The organism is Streptomyces sp. NPDC091416 (genome assembly GCF_044756845.1).
In the GTDB taxonomy this organism is placed as follows: domain Bacteria; phylum Actinomycetota; class Actinomycetes; order Streptomycetales; family Streptomycetaceae; genus Streptomyces.
Genome location: NZ_JBIVTU010000001.1, coordinates 540,002 through 562,735, shown reverse-complemented (window position 1 = coordinate 562,735; position 22,734 = coordinate 540,002). Strand labels below are relative to the sequence as shown.

18 protein-coding genes are annotated in these 22,734 nt (G+C 70.7%); 5 read left to right on the top strand and 13 right to left on the bottom strand.

Annotation, left to right across the window (positions count from 1 at the left end):
* Positions 1-33 precede the first annotated feature (33 nt).
* Positions 34-567 carry an alkyl hydroperoxide reductase gene (locus ACIQMX_RS02260; protein ID WP_363065286.1) on the bottom strand — a complete coding sequence of 178 codons (534 nt, stop codon included), beginning with the start codon at positions 565-567 and terminating at the stop codon, positions 34-36.
* 12 nt (positions 568-579) lie between these two features.
* Complete coding sequence (locus ACIQMX_RS02255) at positions 580-1,134, bottom strand: peroxiredoxin (protein ID WP_073744729.1); 555 nt, start codon at positions 1,132-1,134, stop codon at positions 580-582.
* Between the two features lie 132 nt (positions 1,135-1,266).
* On the opposite strand from ACIQMX_RS02255, the gene ACIQMX_RS02250 reads away from it, so the two are divergent.
* Positions 1,267-2,232 carry a hydrogen peroxide-inducible genes activator gene (locus ACIQMX_RS02250; protein WP_402474430.1) on the top strand — a complete coding sequence of 322 codons (966 nt, stop codon included), beginning with the start codon at positions 1,267-1,269 and terminating at the stop codon, positions 2,230-2,232.
* Between the two features lie 34 nt (positions 2,233-2,266).
* Here ACIQMX_RS02250 and ACIQMX_RS02245 read toward each other — a convergent pair whose 3' ends face one another.
* From ACIQMX_RS02245 to ACIQMX_RS02225, 5 genes are all read right to left on the bottom strand, one after another.
* Complete coding sequence (locus ACIQMX_RS02245) at positions 2,267-4,663, bottom strand: ABC transporter permease (RefSeq protein WP_402474429.1); 2,397 nt, start codon at positions 4,661-4,663, stop codon at positions 2,267-2,269.
* Complete coding sequence (locus ACIQMX_RS02240) at positions 4,660-5,346, bottom strand: ABC transporter ATP-binding protein (protein WP_363065280.1); 687 nt, start codon at positions 5,344-5,346, stop codon at positions 4,660-4,662. Before ACIQMX_RS02240 ends, ACIQMX_RS02245 begins: the two co-directional genes overlap by 4 nt.
* Complete coding sequence (locus tag ACIQMX_RS02235) at positions 5,343-5,867, bottom strand: PadR family transcriptional regulator (RefSeq protein WP_363065278.1); 525 nt, start codon at positions 5,865-5,867, stop codon at positions 5,343-5,345. Before ACIQMX_RS02235 ends, ACIQMX_RS02240 begins: the two co-directional genes overlap by 4 nt.
* A gap of 93 nt (positions 5,868-5,960) precedes the next feature.
* Positions 5,961-6,227, bottom strand: coding sequence for a hypothetical protein (locus tag ACIQMX_RS02230; protein WP_363065276.1), 267 nt, complete (start codon positions 6,225-6,227; stop codon positions 5,961-5,963).
* The gene (locus ACIQMX_RS02225; RefSeq protein WP_402474427.1) at positions 6,224-7,195 is read right to left on the bottom strand and encodes an SPFH domain-containing protein; all 972 of its coding nucleotides are present in this window, start codon (positions 7,193-7,195) and stop codon (positions 6,224-6,226) included. Before ACIQMX_RS02225 ends, ACIQMX_RS02230 begins: the two co-directional genes overlap by 4 nt.
* A 222-nt stretch (positions 7,196-7,417) precedes the next feature.
* Here ACIQMX_RS02225 and ACIQMX_RS02220 point away from each other — a divergent pair, with 222 nt between their 5' ends.
* Positions 7,418-9,718 carry a transglycosylase domain-containing protein gene (locus ACIQMX_RS02220; RefSeq protein ID WP_402474425.1) on the top strand — a complete coding sequence of 767 codons (2,301 nt, stop codon included), beginning with the start codon at positions 7,418-7,420 and terminating at the stop codon, positions 9,716-9,718.
* Between the two features lie 88 nt (positions 9,719-9,806).
* On the opposite strand, the gene ACIQMX_RS02215 is transcribed toward ACIQMX_RS02220, so the two are convergent.
* The 4 genes from ACIQMX_RS02215 to ACIQMX_RS02200 form a co-directional block, all read right to left on the bottom strand.
* Positions 9,807-11,276 carry a catalase gene (locus tag ACIQMX_RS02215; protein WP_363065270.1) on the bottom strand — a complete coding sequence of 490 codons (1,470 nt, stop codon included), beginning with the start codon at positions 11,274-11,276 and terminating at the stop codon, positions 9,807-9,809.
* A gap of 124 nt (positions 11,277-11,400) precedes the next feature.
* Positions 11,401-13,305 carry a SpoIIE family protein phosphatase gene (locus ACIQMX_RS02210; RefSeq protein WP_363065268.1) on the bottom strand — a complete coding sequence of 635 codons (1,905 nt, stop codon included), beginning with the start codon at positions 13,303-13,305 and terminating at the stop codon, positions 11,401-11,403.
* Between the two features lie 394 nt (positions 13,306-13,699).
* The gene (locus ACIQMX_RS02205; protein WP_363065266.1) at positions 13,700-14,419 is read right to left on the bottom strand and encodes a DUF402 domain-containing protein; all 720 of its coding nucleotides are present in this window, start codon (positions 14,417-14,419) and stop codon (positions 13,700-13,702) included.
* 78 nt (positions 14,420-14,497) lie between these two features.
* Complete coding sequence (locus ACIQMX_RS02200) at positions 14,498-15,898, bottom strand: class II fumarate hydratase (RefSeq protein ID WP_402474423.1); 1,401 nt, start codon at positions 15,896-15,898, stop codon at positions 14,498-14,500.
* Between the two features lie 139 nt (positions 15,899-16,037).
* Here ACIQMX_RS02200 and ACIQMX_RS02195 point away from each other — a divergent pair, with 139 nt between their 5' ends.
* On the top strand, positions 16,038-17,564 hold the full coding sequence (locus tag ACIQMX_RS02195) for a ricin-type beta-trefoil lectin domain protein (protein WP_363065262.1): 1,527 nt from the start codon (positions 16,038-16,040) through the stop codon (positions 17,562-17,564).
* Between the two features lie 54 nt (positions 17,565-17,618).
* Here the strand turns inward: ACIQMX_RS02195 and ACIQMX_RS02190 are convergent, their stop codons facing one another.
* Entirely contained in the window at positions 17,619-18,920 is a 1,302-nt protein-coding gene (locus ACIQMX_RS02190; protein ID WP_402474421.1) for a M18 family aminopeptidase, read from the bottom strand.
* A 528-nt stretch (positions 18,921-19,448) separates the two neighbouring features.
* A complete protein-coding gene (locus ACIQMX_RS02185; RefSeq protein ID WP_402474419.1) occupies positions 19,449-21,125 on the bottom strand; it encodes a fumarate hydratase in 1,677 nt (558 codons plus the stop codon).
* A 170-nt stretch (positions 21,126-21,295) separates the two neighbouring features.
* Here ACIQMX_RS02185 and ACIQMX_RS02180 point away from each other — a divergent pair, with 170 nt between their 5' ends.
* Positions 21,296-21,961 (top strand): DUF1707 domain-containing protein, encoded by a 666-nt coding sequence (locus tag ACIQMX_RS02180; protein ID WP_363066651.1) that lies wholly within the window; start codon positions 21,296-21,298, stop codon positions 21,959-21,961.
* Between the two features lie 196 nt (positions 21,962-22,157).
* A complete protein-coding gene (locus ACIQMX_RS02175) occupies positions 22,158-22,529 on the top strand; it encodes a WhiB family transcriptional regulator (protein WP_363066650.1) in 372 nt (123 codons plus the stop codon).
* Positions 22,530-22,734 lie beyond the last annotated feature (205 nt).

Sequence of the window (22,734 nt, the reverse complement as noted above, 5' to 3'; positions counted from 1 at the left end):
GTCGTCCGGGGGGCCCTTCTCGTATGCGGGGTACTACTCGGCGAGGACGGCCTCGGCTTCGAGGGTCACGCCGACCGCCTGGATCACCGAGGCGATCTTGACGGCTTCCTGGACGGTCTCACGGTCCACGCCGGCCTTGCGCAGCACCTGCTCGTGGGAGTCCAGGCACTGGCCGCAGCCGTTGATCGCGGAGACGGCGAGCGACCACAGCTCGAAGTCGACCTTCTCCACGCCCGGCTTGCCGATCACGTTCATCCGCAGACCGGCCCGGAGGTTGCCGTACTCGGGGTCCGACAGCAGGTGCCGGGTCCGGTAGAACACGTTGTTCATCGCCATGATGGCGGCGGCCGACTTCGCGGCGGTGTACGCCTCCGCGGAGAGGGCGGCCTTCGCCTCCGGCTCCAGCTCGCGCAGCACCTTCGGCGAGCGCGAGGCGATCGCGCAGGCGAGGACGGTGCCCCACAGCTGCTGCTGCGGGAGCTCGCTGTTGCCGATGACCGAACCGAGGTTCAGCTTCAGGTCCTTGGCGAAGTCCGGTATGGCGGCCTTCAGTTCGTCGAGTGCCATGTCCGTCTCAGCTCACTCACCCGAGAGGAGCGCGACCGGGTCCAGGGTGTTCTCGCCCTTGGTCCAGTTGCAGGGGCACAGCTCGTCGGTCTGCAGGGCGTCGAGCACCCGCAGGACCTCCTTGGGGTTACGGCCCACGGAACCGGCGGTCACCATCGTGAACTGGATCTCGTTGTTCTGGTCGACGATGAAGACGGCGCGCTGGGCGAAGCCGTCCTCGCCCTCGATGCCGAGGTCACGCATGAGCTCGTGCTTCGAGTCGGCCAGCATCGGGAAGGGCAGGTCGGTCAGGTCCGGGTGGTCCTTGCGCCAGGCGTGGTGCACGAACTCGGAGTCACCGGAGAAGCCGAGGATCTGGGCGTCACGGTCGGCGAACTCCTCGTTCAGCTTGCCGAACGCGGCGATCTCGGTGGGGCAGACGAAAGTGAAGTCCTTGGGCCACGCGAAGACGATCTTCCACTGACCCTCGTAGGTCTTGTGGTTGATCTGCTCGAACTCCTTGCCGCTCTCCAGCGAAACACAAGCAGTCAGGTCGAACTCGGGGAACTTGTCACCGACAGTGAGCACGCGCTCTCCTTGCAGCGTAGGAATTCCCTTTTTGGGGGAGTTCCTGAGGGTTGGACGTGTTCCACCTTGGCACAGAGTGCATTGATCGCGGAAATAGCTACACTCGGTCGTGATGATCGGAGGTGCCTATCAGTGGCCCAGAGTAATCAGGGCATCCGGCCCAAACAGCCCAGCCTCTCGCAGCTGCGCGCCTTCGCGGCCGTGGCGGAGTATCTGCACTTCCGGGACGCTGCGGCCGCAATCGGGATGAGTCAGCCCGCGCTCTCCGGAGCCGTGTCCGCGCTGGAAGAGGCACTGGGTGTCCAGCTCATCGAGCGTACGACGCGCAAGGTGCTGCTCTCGCCCGCGGGGGAGCGGCTCGCGGTGCGGGCGCGGGCCGTCCTGCATTCCGTCGGGGAACTGATGGAGGAGGCCGAGGCGGTCCGCGCGCCCTTCACCGGGGTGCTGCGGCTCGGGGTGATTCCGACCGTCGCGCCGTATCTGCTGCCGACCGTGCTGCGGCTGGTCCATGAGCGTTACCCGGACCTCGATCTCCAGGTCCACGAGGAGCAGACCTCCTCGCTGCTGGACGGGCTGGCCGTGGGTCGGCTGGACCTGCTGCTGCTCGCCGTGCCGCTCGGGGTGCCGGGTCTGACGGAACTCCCGCTCTTCGACGAGGACTTCGTGCTGGTCATGGAGCGCGACCACTGGCTCGGCGGGCGGCAGGACATCCCGCGCGAGGCGCTGCGCGAGCTGCCGCTGCTGCTGCTCGACGAGGGCCACTGCCTGCGTGACCAGGCACTCGACATCTGCCGTGAGGCGGGGCGTACGGAGGGCGCGCCGGTCACCACGACCGCGGCCGGGCTCTCCACGCTGGTGCAGCTGGTGGCCGGGGGGCTCGGGGTGACGCTGCTGCCGCGGACGGCGGTGACCGTCGAGACCGCCCGCAACGAGGCGCTGACCACGGGGTACTTCGCGGACCCGGCGCCCGCGCGGCGGGTGGCTCTGGGGATGCGGACCGGGGCGGCCCGGCACGAGGAGTTCGAGGAGTTCGCGGCGGCGCTGCGCGGGGCGATGGAGGCGCTGCCGGTACGCGTGGCGGCGGCCGGCCGGACCTGAACCACGGTCCGGCCGGCCGCCTCGGCCGGGCCGCCTACTCGCTGCGCAGCCCGTCGGGGCGCATCAGGCGCCACAGCACGGGCAGCGAGAGCAGGGTGACCAGGAGGATGAGGGCCGCGCCCGCGCCGGCCAGGGGCAGGAAGAGGAACCAGCCGGACACCTCCTTGCCGACCATCCAGCACAGGGTGGCGCCGAGGGCGAGGCCGCCGGCCACCGCCACCGCGAGCCCGATGACCACCGGGATCGCCGTCTGCCACAGCACCGACCAGCCGAGCGTGACGCGCCGGGTCCCGAAGGCGACCAGGACCGACAGCAGGCGCTTGCGTTCCCGCAGTTGCTCCAGCTGGGAGACGAGCATGGACGCGGCGATCAGCAACAGGGTGGCGGTCGCGCCGACCTGGAGACCGGTCTGGATGCTCGCGTACTGCCGGTCGCGCTCGACCGAGTTCAGTGTGACCAGGCGCATGCCGGGGTCGAGCCGGGCCGCCGTGTTGCGTACGTACTCGGCGGCGTCCGGAACGCTTTCGTCGATGCGGATCTGCGCGATGGTCTGGGCCCCGGGCAGGGTCCGCGCGTCGATCGCTCCGGGCGTGACGAGGATGCCCGAGCGCTCCTCGCCGTACGGATCGTTCCGGCCCGCGACGGTGCGGGAGTCGGCCGGCAGTGTCCACTGCACCGGTTTGCCGCTGCCGTAGCTGTCGAACTCGATCACCTTGCCCTTGCGGGCGGTCCGGTCGACCCAGCCGGCCTGCTCCTTGTCCTTCGGGTGGGCGACGAAGGTGTCGCCGTCCCGGCAGGACGTGATCCGGGCGATCTCGCGCAGGGTCGCGCAGTCACCGACGGTGAACGAGGTGGTGGGCTGGATCTCCTCGTCGGCGTACTTTCCCGGCTTGGTCGCGTAGGCCTCGACGGTCCCGATGACCTGGGTGACGCCCCGGGTGGCGCGGAACTCCTTGATCGAGTGCAGGGCGGCGTCGCCCCGGACGATCTCGGAGGCGGCGTAGAACTGGGCGCGGGACGGGTCCTGGCCGGTGATCTTGTTGAAGTCGTCGTTCATCGCGGCGAACAGCATCTGCAGGGCCACCGCGCCGGCCACGGCGACGGTGACGCCGCTGACCGCGCGGGAGGCTGCCCCGCTGTTCAGCTGGAGCCGGCGGGTCGCGAGCTGCCAGGGGACCGGGCCGCCGCGCAGCCGGCCGACGCAGGCCTCGACCAGCCAGGGCAGGAGCAGGGCCAGTCCGACGAGGACGAGTACCGCGCCCGCGGCGATCGGATACGGGTTGACGACGCTGTACTGGTCGATCTTGCCGCTGAGCACGAAGACCGCGAGGCCGGCGGCAGGCAGCAGCAGGCGCCACCAGAGCCGGCGCCGCCGGTTGCGTCCGTTGCGGACGACGCCGAGCGGCTCGATGACCACGGAGCGCATCGCGGCCAGGGTGACGAGCACGGCGGTGAGCGGAACGGCGAGGACGATCAGTACGGCCAGCCGGGCGTCGGGGGCCAGGTCGGAGGGGAAGGCGCTGACGTCCCAGACCTCGACGCGGCCGACGAACCGACGGCCCACGAGGAACATGACCAAGCCGATGACGAGGCCGAGCACCGAGCCGAAGAGTGCCTCGCCGGCCGCGATCCGGCGGGTCATCCGGATGTCCGTGCCGACCAGGCGCAGGGCGGCGAGCCGGCGGTCGCGGCGGTCGCCGCCGAAGCGCACGGCGGTGGCGATGAAGATGGCCACGGGGGCCAGGAGCACCACGCAGACCATGATGATCAGTACGAGGAGTATCGGTGGCATCGGGTCGGCCGGGCCGGGCTCGCCGTAGCCGGCGATGCGATGGCCGCCCGTCGCTCCGGTCAGGGTGTCGCTGCTGGCGTAGAACCACAGTTCGCCGGGTGAGCGCAGCCCCGGTTGCGTGATCGTGCCGGTCACCTTGTACGGCAGCCGCTCCCTGAGCAGTTCGTTGCCGGGGGAGTCCAGGAGATCCCGGAGGGCGGGGGAGACCACCATCTCGCCGGGGGCCGGGAAGGCCGCGACGCCCGGGGGGACGACCGGGTGGCCGCCGTCCGCGCGCATCAGGAAGCCGGTGATGGTGCGGTCGTGGAACTCGGTGCTCGCCTCGATCCGCAGGACCGTGCTGTCCGACTTCTCGGCCTGCGCGTCGGGCGACTCGGAGATCTTCGTCTCGGAGCGGGCCTGGTCACGGGCCGACCGCTCGTCGAGCATGTGCGGTACGGAGGCTGCGGTGAGCAGCAGCGCCACACCCAGGCCGACGCCGATGGCGGTGAGCAGGGTACGGATCCAGCCTTCGCGGCCGCCGCCGGCGGCGAACCGGATGCCGAGGCCGAGGTCGCGCAGCCAGGAGGCGGCGCGGGACGGGGGTTCGGGCGGGTGCGCCGGGCCGGCGGGGGTCCGCTTCTGGTCGAGCAGGGTCATACGGCGTGCTCCAGGTCGCGGGCCCGGCCGTCGCGGACGGTGATGTCGCGGTCGGAGTAGGCGGCGACGCGGGCCTCGTGGGTCACGAGCACCACGGCGACGTTGGAGGAGCGGGCGGCGTCGGTGAGCAGTCGCATGACGCGTTCGCCGTTGAGCGAGTCCAGGGCGCCGGTCGGCTCGTCGGCGAAGATCACCTTCGGGGACGCGGCCAGGGCGCGGGCCACGGCGACGCGCTGGCCCTGGCCTCCGGACACCTCGCCGGGGCGCTTGGCGCCGATGTCCTCGACCTCCAGTCGCTCCATCCACTCCAGGGCGGTGCGTTCGGCGGCCTTGCGGCGGGTGCCGTTCAGCCGCATCGGCAGGGCGACGTTCTCCACGCAGGTCAGCTCCGGGACGAGCTGGCCGAACTGGAACACGAAGCCGAACTCGCTGCGGCGCAGGGCGCTGCGCTCGGCGTCGGACATCGTGGAGAGCTCGCGTCCGGCGTAGGTGATGCTGCCGGAGTCCGGGGTGATGATGCCGGCGAGGCAGTGCAGCAGGGTGGACTTGCCGGAGCCGGAGGGACCCATCACGGCGACGACCTCGCCGGAGTGGACGGAGAACGAGGCGCCGTCGAGTGCGGGGGTCGACCCGTAGGTCTTGCGCAGATCGTGGGCGGCGAGCAGGGAGCCGGCGGGAATCACGGGGCCACCACCTTCGCGAGCTGGCCGAGTCGCGCGGCGGTGAGTTCCAGCCAGCGCAGATCGGCTTCGAGATGGAACAGGGCATGGTCACAGATCAGCTGGTCGGCGAGGTCGCCCTGCCGCTTGCGATCGGTGAGGATGCGCATCATGCGCAGGTGCTCGGAACGCTGGGTGTCCAGCACGTCGGCGGCGCTGCGGCCGGTGAGCATGGCCAGCACGACCTTGGTGTACAGGGTCGACTGGAGGTACGGCTCCGGCTTCTCGGGCTGCGCGAGCCAGGTGGCGACGTCGGTGATCCCGGCGTCGGTGATGGCGTAGCGCTTGCGTTCCGGACCGCCGTCGGTCTCCACGCCGTCGACCTCGACGAGGCCGTTCTTGAGGAGGCGGGACATCGTCGAGTAGACCTGTCCGTAGTGCAGGGGACGGTCGTGCCCGAACTTCTCGTCGAAGGCCCGCTTGAGGTCGTAGCCGTGGCGGGGACCGGACTCCAGGAGTCCGAGCAGGGTGTGGCCGATAGACATGCCGATGACTGTACACGGCGTGTATACCTGGTGTGTATACCGGCCGCCGGGGCCATGGGTCGGTGGCCGGGGCTGCGGTGGGCCCCCGGCGGGTCACTCCGCCTCCGGCGCCTCCGGTGCCTGAGCCGTCTTCGGCGGGCGCCCCCGGCGCGGGATCGGGGCAGCGCCGCCGGGCAGCCGGCCCGCCTCGGCGAGGGCCCGCCGCAGCAGGAACTCGATCTGCGCGTTCGCGCTGCGCAGCTCGTCCGAGGCCCAGCGTGCCAGTGCGTCGTACACGGCCGGGTCCAGCCGCAGCAGCATTTGCTTGCGCTGCTGCGGCCCGGACTGCGGCGCTCGGCGCCGCGGGGTCTGATCCGTCACTGGTAGAGCGTGCCCGTGTTGAGGACCGGCTGTGCCGCCCGGTCACCGCACAGCACCACCATCAGATTGCTGACCATGGCGGCCTTCCGCTCGGAGTCGAGCTCGACGATGTCCTGCTCGGCGATCCGGGTCAGTGCCATCTCGACCATGCCGACCGCGCCTTCGACGATCTGCTGCCGGGCCGCGACCACCGCGCCGGCCTGCTGGCGCTGGAGCATCGCGGAGGCGATCTCGGGGGCGTACGCGAGATGGCTGAAGCGGGACTCGATGATCCGTACGCCCGCCGCCTGGACCCGTGCGGTGAGCTCCACGGCGAGCTTCTCGGTGATCTCCTCGGCGTTGCCGCGGAGCGAGAGACCGCCCTCGTCGTGGGCGTCGTACGGGTACTCGATCGCGATGTGCCGCACCGCGGCCTCGGTCTGGGTGGCGACGAACTCCAGGAAGTCATCGACCTCGAAGAGCGCCTGCGCGGTGTCCTCGACCTTCCAGACGACGATCGCGGCGAGCTCGATCGGGTTGCCGTAGGCGTCGTTGACCTTGAGGACCGCGGTCTCGTGGTTGCGGACCCGGGTGGAGATCTTGCGGCTGGAGGTCAGCGGGTTGATCCAGCGCAGCCCGTCGGTGCGGATCGTGCCCACGTAGCGGCCGAAGAGCTGGATCACGCGTGCCTCGCCCGGTGCGACCATCTTCACACCGCCCATGCAGAAGAACGAGGCGATGGCGAGCAGGACGCCCAGGATGCACAGCGGGACGCCGAGGCCGTTGTTCCCGTTCGATCCGATGACGCCGCCGAGGATGGCGAGGCCGACGCCGACGACGACCCCGAGAACGGTCAGCAGGAGGCCGAGACCGCCGGCGATGCTGTGCGCCCTGGTCTCGCGGACCTGCGGTTCCGGCATGTCGGGCGCGTCCGGCGTGAGGTCGGTCCGCGGTCCGTCCGTGGCGTGCGGGTTGAGCGGGTCGGTCATGGAATCCCCCGTTTCGACTGGCTAGCCCTGCGCTAGCAATGTGATTACACATTAACGGTTCTCGCAACCCTGCGCACCCCTCATGAGTCGGTTCCCATGGGAACGGGTGCTGATTGTCACGTCCGGAAAAGGCGGGATCGCTCGCTTTTTGTCCCTGCCAACGGTGTTAGCTGGCAGGTCCGAGCTGATCCGGTCGAGCAGAGAAACGGGAGCAACACAGCAATGGGTCGAGCGGATGCGCGACGAGCCCAGCGGCGCGGGCCGCGGCGGGCCGGGAGGAGCGGCGGCATACGCGGACTCTTCACGTGGCGGAAACTACTGGGCACGGCCTTCGCTGTCTGCCTGCTGGGCATGGGCGCCTTCGCCGTGCTCTACCTGATGGTGAGCGTGCCCGAGGGCAACGCCCAGGCCAAGCTGCAGAGCAACATCTACAAGTACTCCGACGGGACCCTGCTGGCCAGGACGGGTGAGGTCAACCGAGAGATCGTGGACCTCGCGCAGGTGCCCAAGGAGGTCCAGATGACCTTCGTCGCCGCCGAGAACAAGTCCTTCTACCAGGACAAGGGCGTCGACTTCAAAGGCACCGCACGCGGCCTGCTGAACACCGTTTCCGGCAAGGGCAAGCAGGGTGGCTCGACCATCACCCAGCAGTACGTCAAGAACTACTACCTCGACCAGGACCAGACGGTCACCCGCAAGCTCAAGGAACTGGTCATCTCGCTGAAGGTGGACCAGAAGCGGAGCAAGCAGGAGATCCTCGCCGGCTACATCAACACCAGCTACTACGGCCGGGGCGCCTACGGCATCCAGGCCGCCGCACAGGCGTACTACGGCAAGGACGCCAAGGACCTGAACGTCGCCCAGGGCGCCTACCTCGCCGCCCTGCTCCAGGCACCCAGCCAGTACGACTGGGCCGTCGCCGGCCCGAAGGGGAAGGCGCTCGTCCAGGAGCGCTGGAACTACGTGCTGAACAACATGGTCGAGGAGGAGTGGCTGGACGCCGGCAAGCGCCAGGGCCTGAAGTTCCCGGTCCCGCAGGACCCCAAGCCGCTGAACGGGGTCGCGGGGCAGAAGGGCTACATCGTCGAGGCGGCCCGCAAGGCGGTGCTGGAGGAGACGGGCCTCAGCAGCGACCAGTTCGACCTCGGCGGCTGGACGATCACCGTCAACATCGACAAGAAGAAGCAGCAGCAGCTGGAGAAGTCGGTCGAGACGAAGCTGATCGACAACCTGGACACGAAGAAGCGCAAGCTCGACCAGGACATCCAGGCAGGCGCCGTCTCCGTGGACCCGAAGACCGGTGCGGTGGTCGCGCTGTACGGCGGACGCGGCCAGAACGAGCACTGGACGTCCAACGCCACCCGGCCCGACTACCAGCCCGCCTCCACCTTCAAGCCGGTCATCCTCGCCGCCGCCCTCGATGAGGAGTCGGTGACGCAGGAAGGCCGGGAGATCACCGCCAGCACCCGCTACGACGGCACCAGCAAGCGGCCCGTCGAGGGCAGCGACATCGCGTTCAATCCGGAGAACGAGGACGACCACGACTACGGCTCGGTCACCGTCCAGACCGCGATGAACAAGTCCATCAACTCCGTCTTCGCGCAGATGGGCGTGGACGTCGGCATGGACGAGGTGATGCAGACCGCCGGCAAGCTCGGCATGGACGTGAAGGGTCTGGAGGCGGTGCCCGCGCAGACGCTCGGCTCCATGGGGGCGAGCCCCATGGCCATGGCCGGCGTCTACGCCACGTTCGACAACCACGGCAGGAAGGTCACCCCCCAGATCGTGAAGTCGGCCGTGCACCAGGGTGAGGACCCGGTGCGGATGCCCGACGCGATCGGCGGCCAGGCGATCAGCCGCCAGGCCGCGGACTCCGTGACCTCTGTGCTGACCGGCGTGGTCGACGACGGTACGGCCCAGGGCTCGGTGCGCAACGCCGAGGGCCTGGCCGACCAGGACATCGCGGGCAAGACCGGTACGTCCGACGACAACAAGTCGGCCTGGTTCACCGGCTTCACCCCCGACCTCGTCACCTCGGTCGGCCTCTTCGGCGAAGCCGCCTACCCCCGCACCGACGACGACGGCAAGAAGGTCCACAAGGGCGCGCAGGTGACCCTGAAGGGCGCCGGCGGCGGCGGACGCGTCAACGGTGGCGGCTTCCCGGCCGAGATCTGGGCGGACTACACCGCGAAGGCCATGGGCGAGCCGAGCGAGTTCGAGCTCGACACCGACATGGGCGCCGCGATCGCCCCGCCGCCGGACACCAGCTCCCCGAGCCCGACCACCTCGCCCTCCGAAGAGGCCTCGCCCTCCGACGAGCCGACCACCGAGGCGCCCGCGACCACACCTCCCGCGACGACCGAGCCGCCGGAGACCACCCCGCCGGCCACCCCGACCGGCGACCCGACGACGACGCCGCCCACCGACCCGGCGACCGAGCCGGGCCCGTCGGACAGCGCCGGACTCCCGCTCGACCCGGGCGGCAACAACCGGCCGGGCAACGACAACGCCGCGACACGCTGACGCCGCAGCTCACAGCGACGGGCGGTGTGCGAGGAAGCTTCCTCGCACACCGCCCGTCGCCGCGTTCCGGGACCGCGGGGCCCGTGACTCAGCCGCCGTCGACCTTCTTCGCCACCCGGTCGCCGAGGTCCTTGTCCACGTTGCGCCAGTACTGCAGCGCCCGGTCCAGGACCGGGCGGCTCACACCGTCCAGCAGATGGCCGGAAATGTTCGACACCAGCCGTTCGCGTGCCGCGTCGTCGAGGACCGTGCGCACGAGCGTGCCCGCCTGGCCCCAGTCGTCGTCGTCCCGGCGCAGGGTGTACGCCTGGTGCACCATCTCGCCCGCCGTGGCCCAGCCGGCCGGTTCGCCGAAGCGCGCGGTGTCCGCCTCCGGACCGCCGTACGAGTTCGGGGCGTAGACGGCACCCGTGCGCGACGGCTCGTACCGCATGGGGCCGTCCTTGGAGTACGAGTTGCGCGAGAAGCGCGGCCGGTTCGGCGGCAGCTGCGCGTAGTTCGGGCCGATCCGGTACCGGTGGGTGTCCGGGTACGAGAACAGCCGGCCCAGCAGCATCTTGTCGGGCGACGGACCGATGCCGGGCACCAGGTTCGACGGCTCGAAGGACGCCTGCTCGATGTGGACGAAGAAGTCCTCGGGGTTCTCGTTCAGCGTCATCCGGCCGACCTCGGTCAGCGGATAGTCGCCGTGCGGCCACACCTTCGTCAGGTCGAACGGGTTGAACCGGTAGTCCGGGGCATCGTCGAACGGCATGATCTGGACGGACAGCGTCCAGCTCGGGTGGTCGCCGCGCTTGATCGACTCGAACAGGTCGCGGCGGTGGACGTCACCGTCCGTGCCGGCCATCGCGTCGGCCTCGTCCTGGGTGTAGAACTCGATGCCCTGGTCGGTCCTGAAGTGGTACTTCACCCAGAACCGCTCGCCGCCCGCGTTGACCCACATGTAGGTGTGCGAGCTGAAGCCGTCCATGTTGCGGTACGTCTTCGGGATGCCCCGGTCGCCCATCAGCCACGTCACCTGGTGCGCGGACTCGGGGGACAGGGTCCAGAAGTCCCACTGCATGTCGTGGTCGCGGACCCCGCTGTCGGGCCTGCGCTTCTGCGAGCGGATGAAGTCCTGGAACTTCATCGGGTCCCGTACGAAGAAGACCGGCGTGTTGTTGCCGACCATGTCGTAGTTGCCGTGCTCGGTGTAGAACTTCAGCGCGAAGCCGCGGGGGTCGCGCCAGGTGTCGGGGGAGCCCTGTTCACCGGCGACCGTGGAGAAGCGGGCGAGCATGGCGGTCTGCTTGCCCGGTTGGAAGAGGTCGGCCTTGGTGAACTGACTGACGTCGTTGGTCACCTGGAAGATGCCGTACGCGCCCGAGCCCTTGGCGTGGACCACGCGTTCGGGGACCCGTTCACGGTTGAACTGGGCCATCTTCTCGATGAGGTAGTGGTCCTGGAGCAGGATCGGTCCGTCGGTACCGACGGTGAGCGAATGTTCGTCGCTCTCCACCGGGATCCCGGCGTTGTTCGTGGTGTAAGGGGCGTTCTTGGTCCTCGGTTCCTCGGTCACGAGCGTCCTCCCGTCGGTGGGGGGTTTCGGTCAGGTCGCTTCGTACACGACTGAAGTCAACTCCGCGGGAGGAAGGTCGGCAACATTTGGACACCCTCGGTGACCAGGGCTTCGGCGGCCCCGGTCACTGGCCCCGGGTGGGCATCTCGAACCAGACCACCTTGCCGGTCGACAGACGCGTCGCGCCCCACCGCCGGGCCAGCCGGTTCACCAGGAACAGACCGCGGCCGCCCTCGTCCATGTCCCGCGCCCGGCGCTGCCGGGGCAGCTGCGGGGCGTCGTCGCCGACCTCGCACCGCAGGATGTCGGTCCGCAGCAGCCGCAGGGTCACCGGCCGCTCCGCATACCGCACGGCATTGGTCACCACCTCGCTGACCAGGAGCTCCACCGAGTCCGCGATGTCGTCGAGCCCCCATCGGCTGAGCGCCCGGCGGGCCAGCCTGCGGGCCTTGCCCGGGGCGGAGTCCTCCGGTTCCAGGGACCAGTACGCCACGTCGCTCGGCGCGATCCCGTCGAAGCGGGCGGCGAGCAGCGCGATGTCGTCGTCCCGGTCGCCCGGGCCGAGCATGTCCAGCACGTCGTCGCAGAGGGCCTCCAGCGGCGGCGAGTGGTCCGGGCCGGTCAGCCGGGCCGTGGCGGCGAGCCGCTCGCGCAGCTGCTCGATGCCCGTCCAGACGTCCCGCAGCCGCGACTCGACCAGTCCGTCGGTGTAGAGGAGCAGGGTGGCGCCCGCGGGCGCGTCCAGCTCGACGGCCTCGAAGTCCACGCCGCCGACACCGATCGGGGCGCCCGGCGGCACCTTCAGCACCTCGGCGCGGCCGCCGAGGTGGAGCAGGACGGGCGGCGGGTGGCCGGCGTTGGCGATGGTGATGCGGTGCGCGACGGGGTCGTACACCGCGTAGAGGCAGGTCGCCATGCGGTCGCTGCCGAGCCGCTGGGCCTGCTCGTCGAGGTGGTGCAGGACCTCCTGCGGGGGCAGGTCGAGGCCGGCGAGGGTCTGGGCGGTGGTGCGCAGCTGGCCCATGATCGCCGCGGAGGTCATCGAGTGGCCCATGACATCGCCGACGACCAGGGCGACCCGGCTGCCGGGCAGCGGGATCGCGTCGTACCAGTCGCCGCCGACGCGGGCGGTCTCGGCGGCGGGGAGGTAGCGGGAGGCGAGCCGGACGCCGGTGGGCTGGGGAAGCGAGTCGGGCAGCATGGTGCGCTGGAGCTCGTCGGCGATGTACGCCTCGCGGCCGTACAGCACGGCCTTGTCGATGCCGAGCGCGGTGTGCGTCGCCAGCTGGGCCGCGACCAGCAGGTCGTTGGCCTCGAACGGCGGGCGTTCGGTGCCGCGCAGGAACACCGCCGCGCCGATCACCCGGCGCCGGCCGCGCAGCGGGGCGAGGATCGCCCGGTGGCCGGACGGCACCACGCGGTCCGCGCCGAGCAGCTCGGGCAGCGCGACCCGGGCCGCGGCGGAGTCGCCGAACACCGGACGCACGCCGCGCAGCACCTCGGCCAGCGCGCCGCCGGCCAGGACCTCGCACAGCTCGGAGGCGGGCGTCAGATCGGCCTGTGGGTCCACGGTGGGCAGCCGCAGCCGCTCGGTCTCCGACAGGCTCTCGGTGTCCTCGTCGCTCAGCCGCAGCCGGTCGGACCGGCGCAGCCGCAGCACGAACGGGTTGACGGGCCGCTCGTCGCCGACCGGCAGCGGGTCGCGGAGGTAGACGAGTATGGCGTCGGAGAACGTCGGCACGCTGGCCCGGCAGAGCCCCAGCACGATCTCGTCCAGGTCTATCCCGCGGGCGATCCGCCTCGTCGCGGCCCCGACGAAGCGCAGCCGGTCGCCCTCACGACGGGACGACGCCTGCGGGTCGAGGCCTGTCGCGGGGCCCGTACCGGCCGGGCCCTGGGCCGGTGCCGGGATCGCCGCGGTGGCGGGGACAGGCGCCGACGCGGCGTCACGCTGCCGCGGCCGGGTGCGTTCCTGCGACCGGGCGGCGAGAGGCTGCCGGCCTTCGTGGGAGGTGGGATGCTCCGTCACGCGTGGGGTTCCGTCCGTCCGGGCCGGTTGTATGAGGCAATCACCTCGTGGAGCGCTACTGTGCCCCGGCATGAGCGGCAATCACAACGGCTGACATCTCGTGCCCCGGAACACGGGGCCGAAACCGGATGTCCGCGCAGGGTGTCGATGACAACGTTTCCGGCGCCGGGGTGGCGGACGGCGAGCACGTCTCCACCCCCTCGTCGTGGCTCATGCGATGCGGACAACTCGTGCGACTCGCACGACTCGTACGACTGATGCGGTTCATGATGTGTGCACGTGTGCGATGACTCGGTGACTTGCGGTCAGGTCGTGTGCCGCGCCCAGCGGTTGGGGCGGAGGCGATCTTCTCGGGACGATCCTACGTTTGCCCCCCTGGGGTGCATCAAGGGTCTCACGACGGCATGGGGGCGGGGGTGCGGTCCCAGTCATCCGGCAGCCGGTCCCAGTCGGCGGGGAGCGCGGGCACCCGCCAGTGCGGATCGGGCCGCCAGTCCTCCCAGCCGTCCCGGAACGGCGCCCCCCACTCACGGATCACCCCGACCGCCGCGCGCCCCGCGGCCAGCACCTGCCGGGCGCCGTCCGGGCTCATCAGGCCGACCCGCTGGGCCTGGGCGAACTCGTCCTCGTCGCGCCAGAGCCAGCTGTGGTCCGGGTAGACCGAGATGTCGAGGAAGTGGTCCTCGGAGTCGATGCCGCCGGCCCACCGGGTCCGCGGTTCCTCCAGGTTCACGTACCAGCTGCGGAACTGCCAGCCCCGGTCCCAGAACAGCCACACGGACCACGGCTCGCCGGCCCGGGCCAGCTTCAGCACCCCGTTGCCCAGCCAGGGCGAGCGGGCGGTGGTGCGCGGGGCGGTGTACCGGGTGGCGAGCGGTTCGGCGTGCACGTCGGTCCCGTCCGCCAGTACCGGCTTCACGCACTCGGTGCCGGGGGCGACCCAGACGGCGAGCAGCTCGTCGGTGTCCTGGACGACGGTGACGGGGCGGCAGATGTGCACGGGGTTCGGGGTCCCGGCGGGCGCGGCGCCGCGGCGCCGCGGTCCGTTGCCGCGGTAGCGCCACAGGATCTGATCACCCGGCGCCCAGCGCTCGGTCTCTCCGGTACCTGTCATGAAGGGATCCTAGTGCCGTGGCAGGCGGCACTGGAGGGACCGGTGGCCGGGGCCGGCGGCCGGCGGCGGCGATTCCGTTCAGGGACGCGTCATGCGCAGCACGTCCAGCGCCTCGTCGAGCTGTTCCACGGTGAGGTCGCCGCGCTCGACGTAACCCGAGTCCAGTACGACCTCACGGATGGTCCTCCGCTCGGCCAGCGACTTCTTGGCGACCTTCGCGGCCTCCTCGTAGCCGATGTACTTGTTCAGCGGGGTGACGACGGACGGCGAGGACTCCGCGTACTCCCTGGCCCGCTCGGCGTCGGCCGTGATCCCGTCGACCGTACGGTCCGCGAGCAGCCGGGAGGCGTTGGACAGGAGCCGGACGGACTCCAGCAGGTTCTTCGCGATGACCGGCAGCATGACGTTCAGCTCGAAGTTGCCGGCGGCGCCCGCGACGGCCACCGTCGTGTCGTTCCCCGTCACCTGGGCGGCGACCATCAGCACGGCCTCGGGAATGACCGGATTCACCTTGCCCGGCATGATCGAGGAGCCGGGCTGGAGGTCGGGGAGGCTGATCTCGGCCAGGCCGGTGCGCGGCCCCGATGCCATCCAGCGCAGATCGTTGGAGATCTTGGTGAGGGAGACCGCGATCGTGCGGAGCTGGCCGGAGGTCTCGACGAGGCCGTCCCGCGCGCCCTGCGCCTCGAAGTGGTTCCGGGCCTCGGTGAGCGGCAGCCCGGTCACCCGCGCGACCTCCGCGATGACGGCGGCGGAGAAGCCGGGCGGGGTGTTGATGCCGGTGCCGACGGCCGTGCCGCCCAGCGGCAGTTCGGCGAGGCGGGGGAGCGAGGCGCGCAGCCGCTCGATGCCGTAGCGGATCTGTGCCGCGTATCCGCCGAACTCCTGGCCCAGGGTGACGGGGGTGGCGTCCATCAGATGCGTACGCCCCGACTTCACCACGTCCGCGAACTCGGCGGACTTGAGCTCCAGCGCGACCGCCAGATGGGCCAGCGCCGGGATCAGTTCGCGAGTCACCGCGTCGGCCGCGGCGATGTGGATCGAGGACGGGAAGACGTCGTTGGAGGACTGCGAGGCGTTGACGTGGTCGTTGGGGTGGACCGCGCGTCCGAGACGCTCGGTGGCGAGCGTGGCCAGGACCTCGTTGGTGTTCATGTTCGAGGAGGTACCGGAGCCCGTCTGGAAGACGTCGACGGGGAAGTGCGCGTCCCAGCGCCCCTCGGCGACCTCCGCCGCGGCGGACTGGATGGCCTCGGCGATCTCCGGGTCGAGCACCTTCAGTTCGGCGTTCACCTTGGCGGCGGCGGCCTTGACGCGGGCGAGGGCCGCGATGTGCGCCCGCTCCAGGCGCTGTCCCGAGACCGGGAAGTTCTCCACGGCGCGCTGGGTCTGGGCCCGCCACTTCGCGTCGGCGGGCACCCGTACCTCGCCCATCGAGTCGTGCTCGACGCGGTAGTCCTTGCCGGATTCCTCGGCCATGGTGATCCAACCTCCTCGTAGGGCCGCCCGGGACGTGGTGGGCGGACCGAAAAAGATGAGCATTTCTCTTGTTCCATGTATTCCCAAGTTGTCTACCGACCAGTAAATACCGGGGGTAACAACAACCTCGGGAGGCGCAATGAGACGTACCGGACACCGGATCCGATGTACGGTCGCGGCCGTCGCGGCCATGGCGGCGGCGTTGGGCGGCATGACCGCCGCGGCCGGCCCGGCGGGTGCTGCCCAGCCCGGTACCAGCACTACCGCATCCACCGCGCTGCCGCCGGAACTGGAGGCCCTGCGCGCCGCAGAGGCCACCCGGCTGTACGGCGACCCGGCCGAGCGCCCGCTCGCCGAACGCAAGACCGGGCTCATCTCGCTCGGCGACAGCGAGATCTCGGGCGAGGGCGTCGGCACGTACGAGGCCGGCACCAACGGCCCCGACAACTGGTGCCACCGCTCACCCGACTCCGCCATCCACCGCACCGGGATCCCGGCGGACGTCACGTACAACGTCTCGTGCTCCGGCGCGTACACCGGAAACATCGTCATCGGCGGCTCGAAGCAGTACGCCGACGAACTCGTCCAGAGCGACAGCCTCGCCATCAAGGCGCGCAACACCCGCATCAAGATGATCGTGCTGGTGGCGGGTGCCAACGACGACCTCCAGTTCGGCCCGGTCATGACGGACTGCGTCACGCGCTGGGTCCTCAGCCAGGGAACCTGCGAGCCCAAGTACGCCGGCGGCTGGCAGGCCCGCGTCGACGGCCTCGTGCCCAAGGTCGAGAAGACCGTGCGCGACCTGCGGACCGTGATGACCGGCGCCGGTTACGCCGACAGCGACTACAAGCTCGTCGTCATGGGCTACCCGAGCCCCATCGGCCCGGACTTCTACGACAACCCGAACTTCCCCGGCAAGCTTCCCGGCGGCTGCGCCGGATACGACTCCGACGCCTCCTGGGGCCGCAACGTCGCCGTGCCCGCCTTCGAACGGGGCATGCGCAAGGTCGCCGCCGACACCGGGGCCGTCTACCTGGACAACTCCCGGCTCTTCCACGGCCACGAGGTGTGCAGCGAGTCCACCTGGGCCCGCGGCCTGTTCATCGACCTCTCGCACTTCCCGCCGGACTCCAACTCCCTCCGGCAGTCCTTCCACCCGAACGCGGCCGGCCACGGCGCCTTCGCCTCCTGCCTCACCCAGATCTACGGCTCCGGCCTGCGCGAGGCGAGCTGCGCCGACCCGGCGAGCACCGGCAAGCCCGTGCTCCAGGCCGTCGCCTGGGACGACGCCTTCAAGCCCCTGCGCGGCGAGGCGACGGGCAGCTGCCTGGACGTCCCCGCCTCGGTCACCCGCAACAACACCGGCGTCACCGGCTGGGAGTGCCACGGCGGGCGCAACCAGGGCTGGTGGTACGACTCCGGCACGAAGAACCTCCGTACGGAACTGAGCCACGACCGCTGCCTGGACGTCCCGGGCGCGAAGTACACGGCGGGCGCGGCCCTCATCCTCTACAACTGCTCGGGCGCGGCCAACCAGCAGTTCGTCCGGCAGTCGGGCACCCTGCGCCCGGCCGCCTCGACCGGGCTCTGCGCGACCCTGGCGGGAGCCCATGACCCGCTGAGGCTGCAGCCCTGCGACGCGAGCGCGCAGCAGCGCTTCGCGTAGTGCCTCGGAGCGTCCGTACGGGGCGGGGCATCCGGCCCCGCCCCGTACCCGCGTTCAGCCCGAGGTCACGAACGCGCCGAGGATCGCCGCCAGGTACCCCGGGTCGTCCGCCCCGCACAGCTCGCGGGCCGAGTGCATCGACAGGCCCGGCACCCCCACGTCGACGGTCGGCACGCCCAGCCGGGCCGCGGTGAGCGGTCCGATGGAGGTACCGCACGGCATCGCGTTGTTGGAGACGAACGGCTGCCACGGCGCCCCCGCCCGCTCGCAGGCCGACGCGAACATCGCGATCCCGGCCGAGTCGGTGGCGTAGCGCTGATTGGCGTTGACCTTGATGGTGGGGCCGCCGTTGGGCAGCGGGCGGTGGTCGGGGTCGTGGCGCTCGGCGTAGTTGGGATGGACCGCGTGCGCCATGTCGGCCGAGACGCAGAAGGCACCGGACAGGGCCCGCGACCAGTCCTCCGGGCTGCCGCCGCGGGCGGTCACCGAACGGCTCAGCACGCGCTCCAGCAGCGGGCTCTGCGCACCCGTGTCCGAACCGCTGCCGACCTCCTCGTGGTCGAAGGCCGCCAGCACGGGGATGTACGAGGGCTCCCCGGCCGCCGCCGCCGCACCCGCGAGCGCCGTCACTCCCGCGTGTACCGACACCAGGTTGTCCAGCCGGGAGGAGACCAGGAACTCCTGTTCCGCGCCCAGGTATCCGGGCGGCTGGATGTCGTGGAGCATCAGGTCCCAGCCGAGCACCTCGTCCGGCTCGGCCTCGGCCGCGGCGGCGACCCTGCGCAGCAGCGCCCCCTCCTCCGCGGCGCCGAGCGACCAGACGGGGGCGAGGTGCCGCTGCCGGTCCAGCGCGAGGCCGTCGTTGACGGAACGGTCCAGATGGATCGCCAGCTGGGGCACGCGCAGCAGCGGTTCGTCGATCTGGACGAGCCGGGAGTCGGTCCGGCCGCCCGGGCCCCGCAGGGCCAGCCGTCCCGAGATGCCCAGGTCGCGGTCGAGCCAGGTGTTGAGCGGGACCCCGCCGTAGATCTCCACCGCGATCTGCCGCCAGCCGGCCGAGCCGGTGTCGGGGATCGGTTTGATCCTCAGGTTCGGCGAGTCCGTGTGGGTGCCGATGATCCGGAACGGTGTGGGGGAGGGCGTGCCCTCGGGGGCGTACCAGGCGATCAGGGCTCCGCCGTGGACGACGAAGCTGCCGCCCGTGGTGCCCGTCCAGTCGTCGGTGCCCCGCAGCTCACGGAAACCGGCCTTCTCCAGGCGCTGGGCCGCGCTCGCCACGGCGTGGTACGGGGAGGGGCTGGCCCTGATGAAGGAGAGCAAATCGTCGGCGTGGCTGCGGTGAGGGACCGGCGTCATGCGGTGTCCGCCTTTCCGGATCGGGACGCTGAGGGTGGTTCGCTGCGGGTTCGGACAGCCGGTTGTCTGGCCCGGCGTCCGGGCCGGGAGGCGGGGTGTTCCGGTGTGGGGGACCGGGAGTCGGGACGACGGAGGAAGAGGCACGGTTCTCCGGCCCAACGCGGACAACTCACCGCATCGGCACGGCTCCCCGCAAGCCGTCCGGACGGCCCTCTGCGCGAAAGCGGTGGTGCGGGCGCGGCCCCTGGGAGCGATGCGGAACGCTCCGGGACGGCGGTGTGCGGCCCGGTCCGCATGTCCGGGGCGAGACGCCTCGGGTGCGGGGGGGGGGCGCGGCCGGGGCGTGATCCGGACGCCGGAGCGGAGCGGGCGGCGCCGGACAGCGCTGCGCGAGATTGGCTGGATTTCGCCGTGCGGGGACCGGTCGGGCGGTCCGTCACCGGCCGGCGACGGGACGGGGGCCGAAGCGGCCGAGGGGCGCCCCGGCCGTGGCCGGGGCGCCCCTCGGGGTGCGGATGCGGGTGTCGGTCAGCCGAGGCCGGGACCGCGCACCGGAATGCTGGTGAACGTCGGGGCGGGGGCCGGCTCGGTGAAGAAGTCGTTGCCCTTGTCGTCGACGACGACGAACGCCGGGAAGTCCTCGACCTCGATCCTCCAGACCGCCTCCATGCCGAGCTCCTCGTACTCGACGACCTCGACCTTCTTGATGCAGTCCTGCGCGAGCCGGGCCGCCGGGCCGCCGATCGAGCCGAGGTAGAACCCGCCGTGCGCGTCGCACGCGTCGGTGACCTGCCTGGACCGGTTGCCCTTGGCCAGCATCACCTTGGAGCCGCCCGCCGCCTGGAACTGCGCGACGTAGCTGTCCATCCGGCCGGCCGTCGTCGGGCCGAAGGAACCGGAGGCGTAACCCTCGGGCGTCTTCGCGGGCCCCGCGTAGTACACGGGGTGGTCCTTCAGGTACTGCGGCATCTCCTCGCCCGCGTCCAGCCGCTCCTTGATCTTGGCGTGCGCGATGTCGCGCGCCACGACCAGCGGGCCGGTCAGCGAGAGCCGCGTCTTGACCGGGTACTTCGTCAGCTCGGCGAGGATGTCGTCCATCGGCCGGTTGAGGTCGATCTTCACGACGTCACCGGACTCGTCCAGGTGCTCGGCGGTGGTGTCGGGGAGGAAGCGCGCTGGGTCCTTCTCCAGCTGCTCCAGGAAGACGCCCTCGGCGGTGATCTTCGCGGTCGCCTGACGGTCGGCCGAGCAGGAGACGGCGATGGCGACGGGCAGCGAGGCGCCGTGCCGGGGCAGACGGACCACCCGCACGTCGTGGCAGAAGTACTTGCCGCCGAACTGCGCCCCGATGCCGATCTTCTGCGTCAGCTCGAAGACCTTCTCCTCCAGCTCCTTGTCACGGAAGCCGTGACCCGTGGGGGAGCCCTCGGCGGGCAGCTCGTCCAGGTAGTGCGCGGAGGCGTACTTCGCGGTCTTGAGCGCGAACTCGGCCGAGGTGCCGCCGACGACGATCGCCAGGTGGTACGGCGGGCAGGCCGCCGTACCCAGCGAACGGATCTTCTCCTCCAGGAACTTCATCATGGAGGCCTCGTTGAGGACCGCCTTGGTCTCCTGGAAGAGGAACGACTTGTTGGCGGAACCGCCGCCCTTGGCCATGAAGAGGAACTTGTACGCGCCACCGTCGGTCGCGTACAGCTCGATCTGCGCCGGGAGGTTCGATCCGGTGTTCTTCTCGTCCCACATGTTCAGCGGGGCCATCTGCGAGTAGCGCAGGTTGAGCTTGGTGTACGCGTCGAAGATGCCGTGCGACAGGGCCTCCTCGTCACCGCCCGACGTCAGCACGTTCTGTCCGCGCTTGCCCATGACGATCGCGGTGCCCGTGTCCTGGCACATCGGCAGGACGCCCGCGGCGGCGATGTTCGCGTTCTTCAGCAGGTCGAGCGCGACGAACTTGTCGTTGGACGAGGCCTCGGGGTCGTCCACGATCCGCCGCAGCTGCGCCAGGTGGGCGGGGCGCAGGTAGTGAGAGATGTCGTGCATGGCCTCGGCGGCCAGGGTGCGCAGCGCCTCCGGCTCGACCTTGAGGAACGTACGTCCGTCGGCCTCGAAGGTGGACACACCCTCGGCGGTGACCAGGCGGTACGGCGTGGTGTCCTCTCCCAGGGGGAGCAGATCGGAGTACGCAAACTCTGGCATTACGGCCATTCCTCACTCGGCAGACAGCGGCTGACCTCCCTTGGGCAGCGCACCCACCAGGGTAGGACCCTGCGGGGGCGGCGGGTCTGTGAGGTAGGGCTCACCCGGCCCGGCGGGCCCGGCATGATTCAAACGCGAGGCCCTAGTCGCGATCTATCGCGTTTGGGTACGCTGGGTCGGTGGACCTCGAAAAGCACTCCCAGCAGCCCACCGCGCGGACGCGGCCCGACGTCATCCGCGCCTCCGACGCGGACCGCGACCGGATCGCGGACATCCTGCGCGAGGCGATGGCCGAGGGCCGGCTGACCGCCGACGAGCATGCCGAACGGGTCGACTCCGTCTACCGTGCCAAGACCGTCGGGGAACTCGAACCGCTGGTACGGGACCTGCCGACGCCGGGCGGCGCCCCGAGGGCCGTGGGTGCCTCGTACGCCCCGGCCCCCGACGTGCCCACGGGCCCTGCCGACAACCTCGTCGCGATCTTCAGCAGCGCCAGCCGCAAGGGGCGCTGGCGGGTCGGCGCGCGTACGAATGCTTTCTCGCTGTTCGGCAGTGTGGAAATCGATCTGACCGAGGCCCTTTTCGGTCAGCGGCTCACGGTGATCAATGCGACTTCCGTCTTCGGAAGCGTGGACATCAGGGTTCCCGAGAACATCTCGCTGCGCGGAAGTGGAACGGGGATTTTCGGCAGTTTCGAAGTCACCACGCTGGAATCGGCGGATCCCGAGGCTCCCGTGGTGGCCGTCAACGGGTATTCGGTGTTCGGCGGCGTCGAGGCGAAGCCCAAACGCGGAAAGTTCATCACGGACCTGCAGGACAGGCTGCGCAAACATCTCGGCCACTGAGAGCGGCGAGACGCGCTGAGGCGTGCAAGGGCGCGCGGGGGCGGGCCGTTGCGCGGGGGCGGATTCGGGGCGGAAATATGCTCGACCGCAATTCCGTGGACCGGAACTGAGTGCCACTCAGTGCATAGGCGCGCGCACAGCGGGTAGGGAGTGCTGCATCGCCTCTTGCTCGCGAAGCCGTCGTCAGGAGTGGACCGTGCTGCAACTGCCGCATCAGCCCCTGCAGGTCGCCGCCGTCCCTCCCCAGCGGACCCCCGCTCGGGAGGACCAGGCAGGCCCCTGGCATTCGGAGGCGGTGTGCCGCCGGGATGAAGCCGGGCTGTTCTTCGCCCCGTCGAAGGAGCCGACTGCTGCCCGACTGTCGCGCGAGGAGTCCGCGAAGCGGGTCTGCGCGCGTTGCCCCGTGATGATCGAATGCCGCGAACACGCCCTGGTGCAACCGGAGCCGTACGGGGTGTGGGGCGGCCTCACCGCCGCCGAACGCCGTGTGGCGCTCGCCCGCCGCAGGCGGCGCGAGGCGGAGCTCAAGGCGTCCGGCGCCACCGGCCGTATCGCCGCGGCCGGCTGACGGAGATCCGGACCGCACGCGTGCCTGGACGCGTGTCCGTTCCCCACGCGTACCCGCGCCGGAGCGCGTATCGGTGCCGGAACGCGTACCCGTGCCGGAGCACGCATCAGTGCCGGAACGCGTACCCGGACCGGAGCACGCATCAGTGCCGGAGCGCGTACCCGGACCGGAGCGCGCATCCGTACCCGCTGACGCGAAGAGGCGC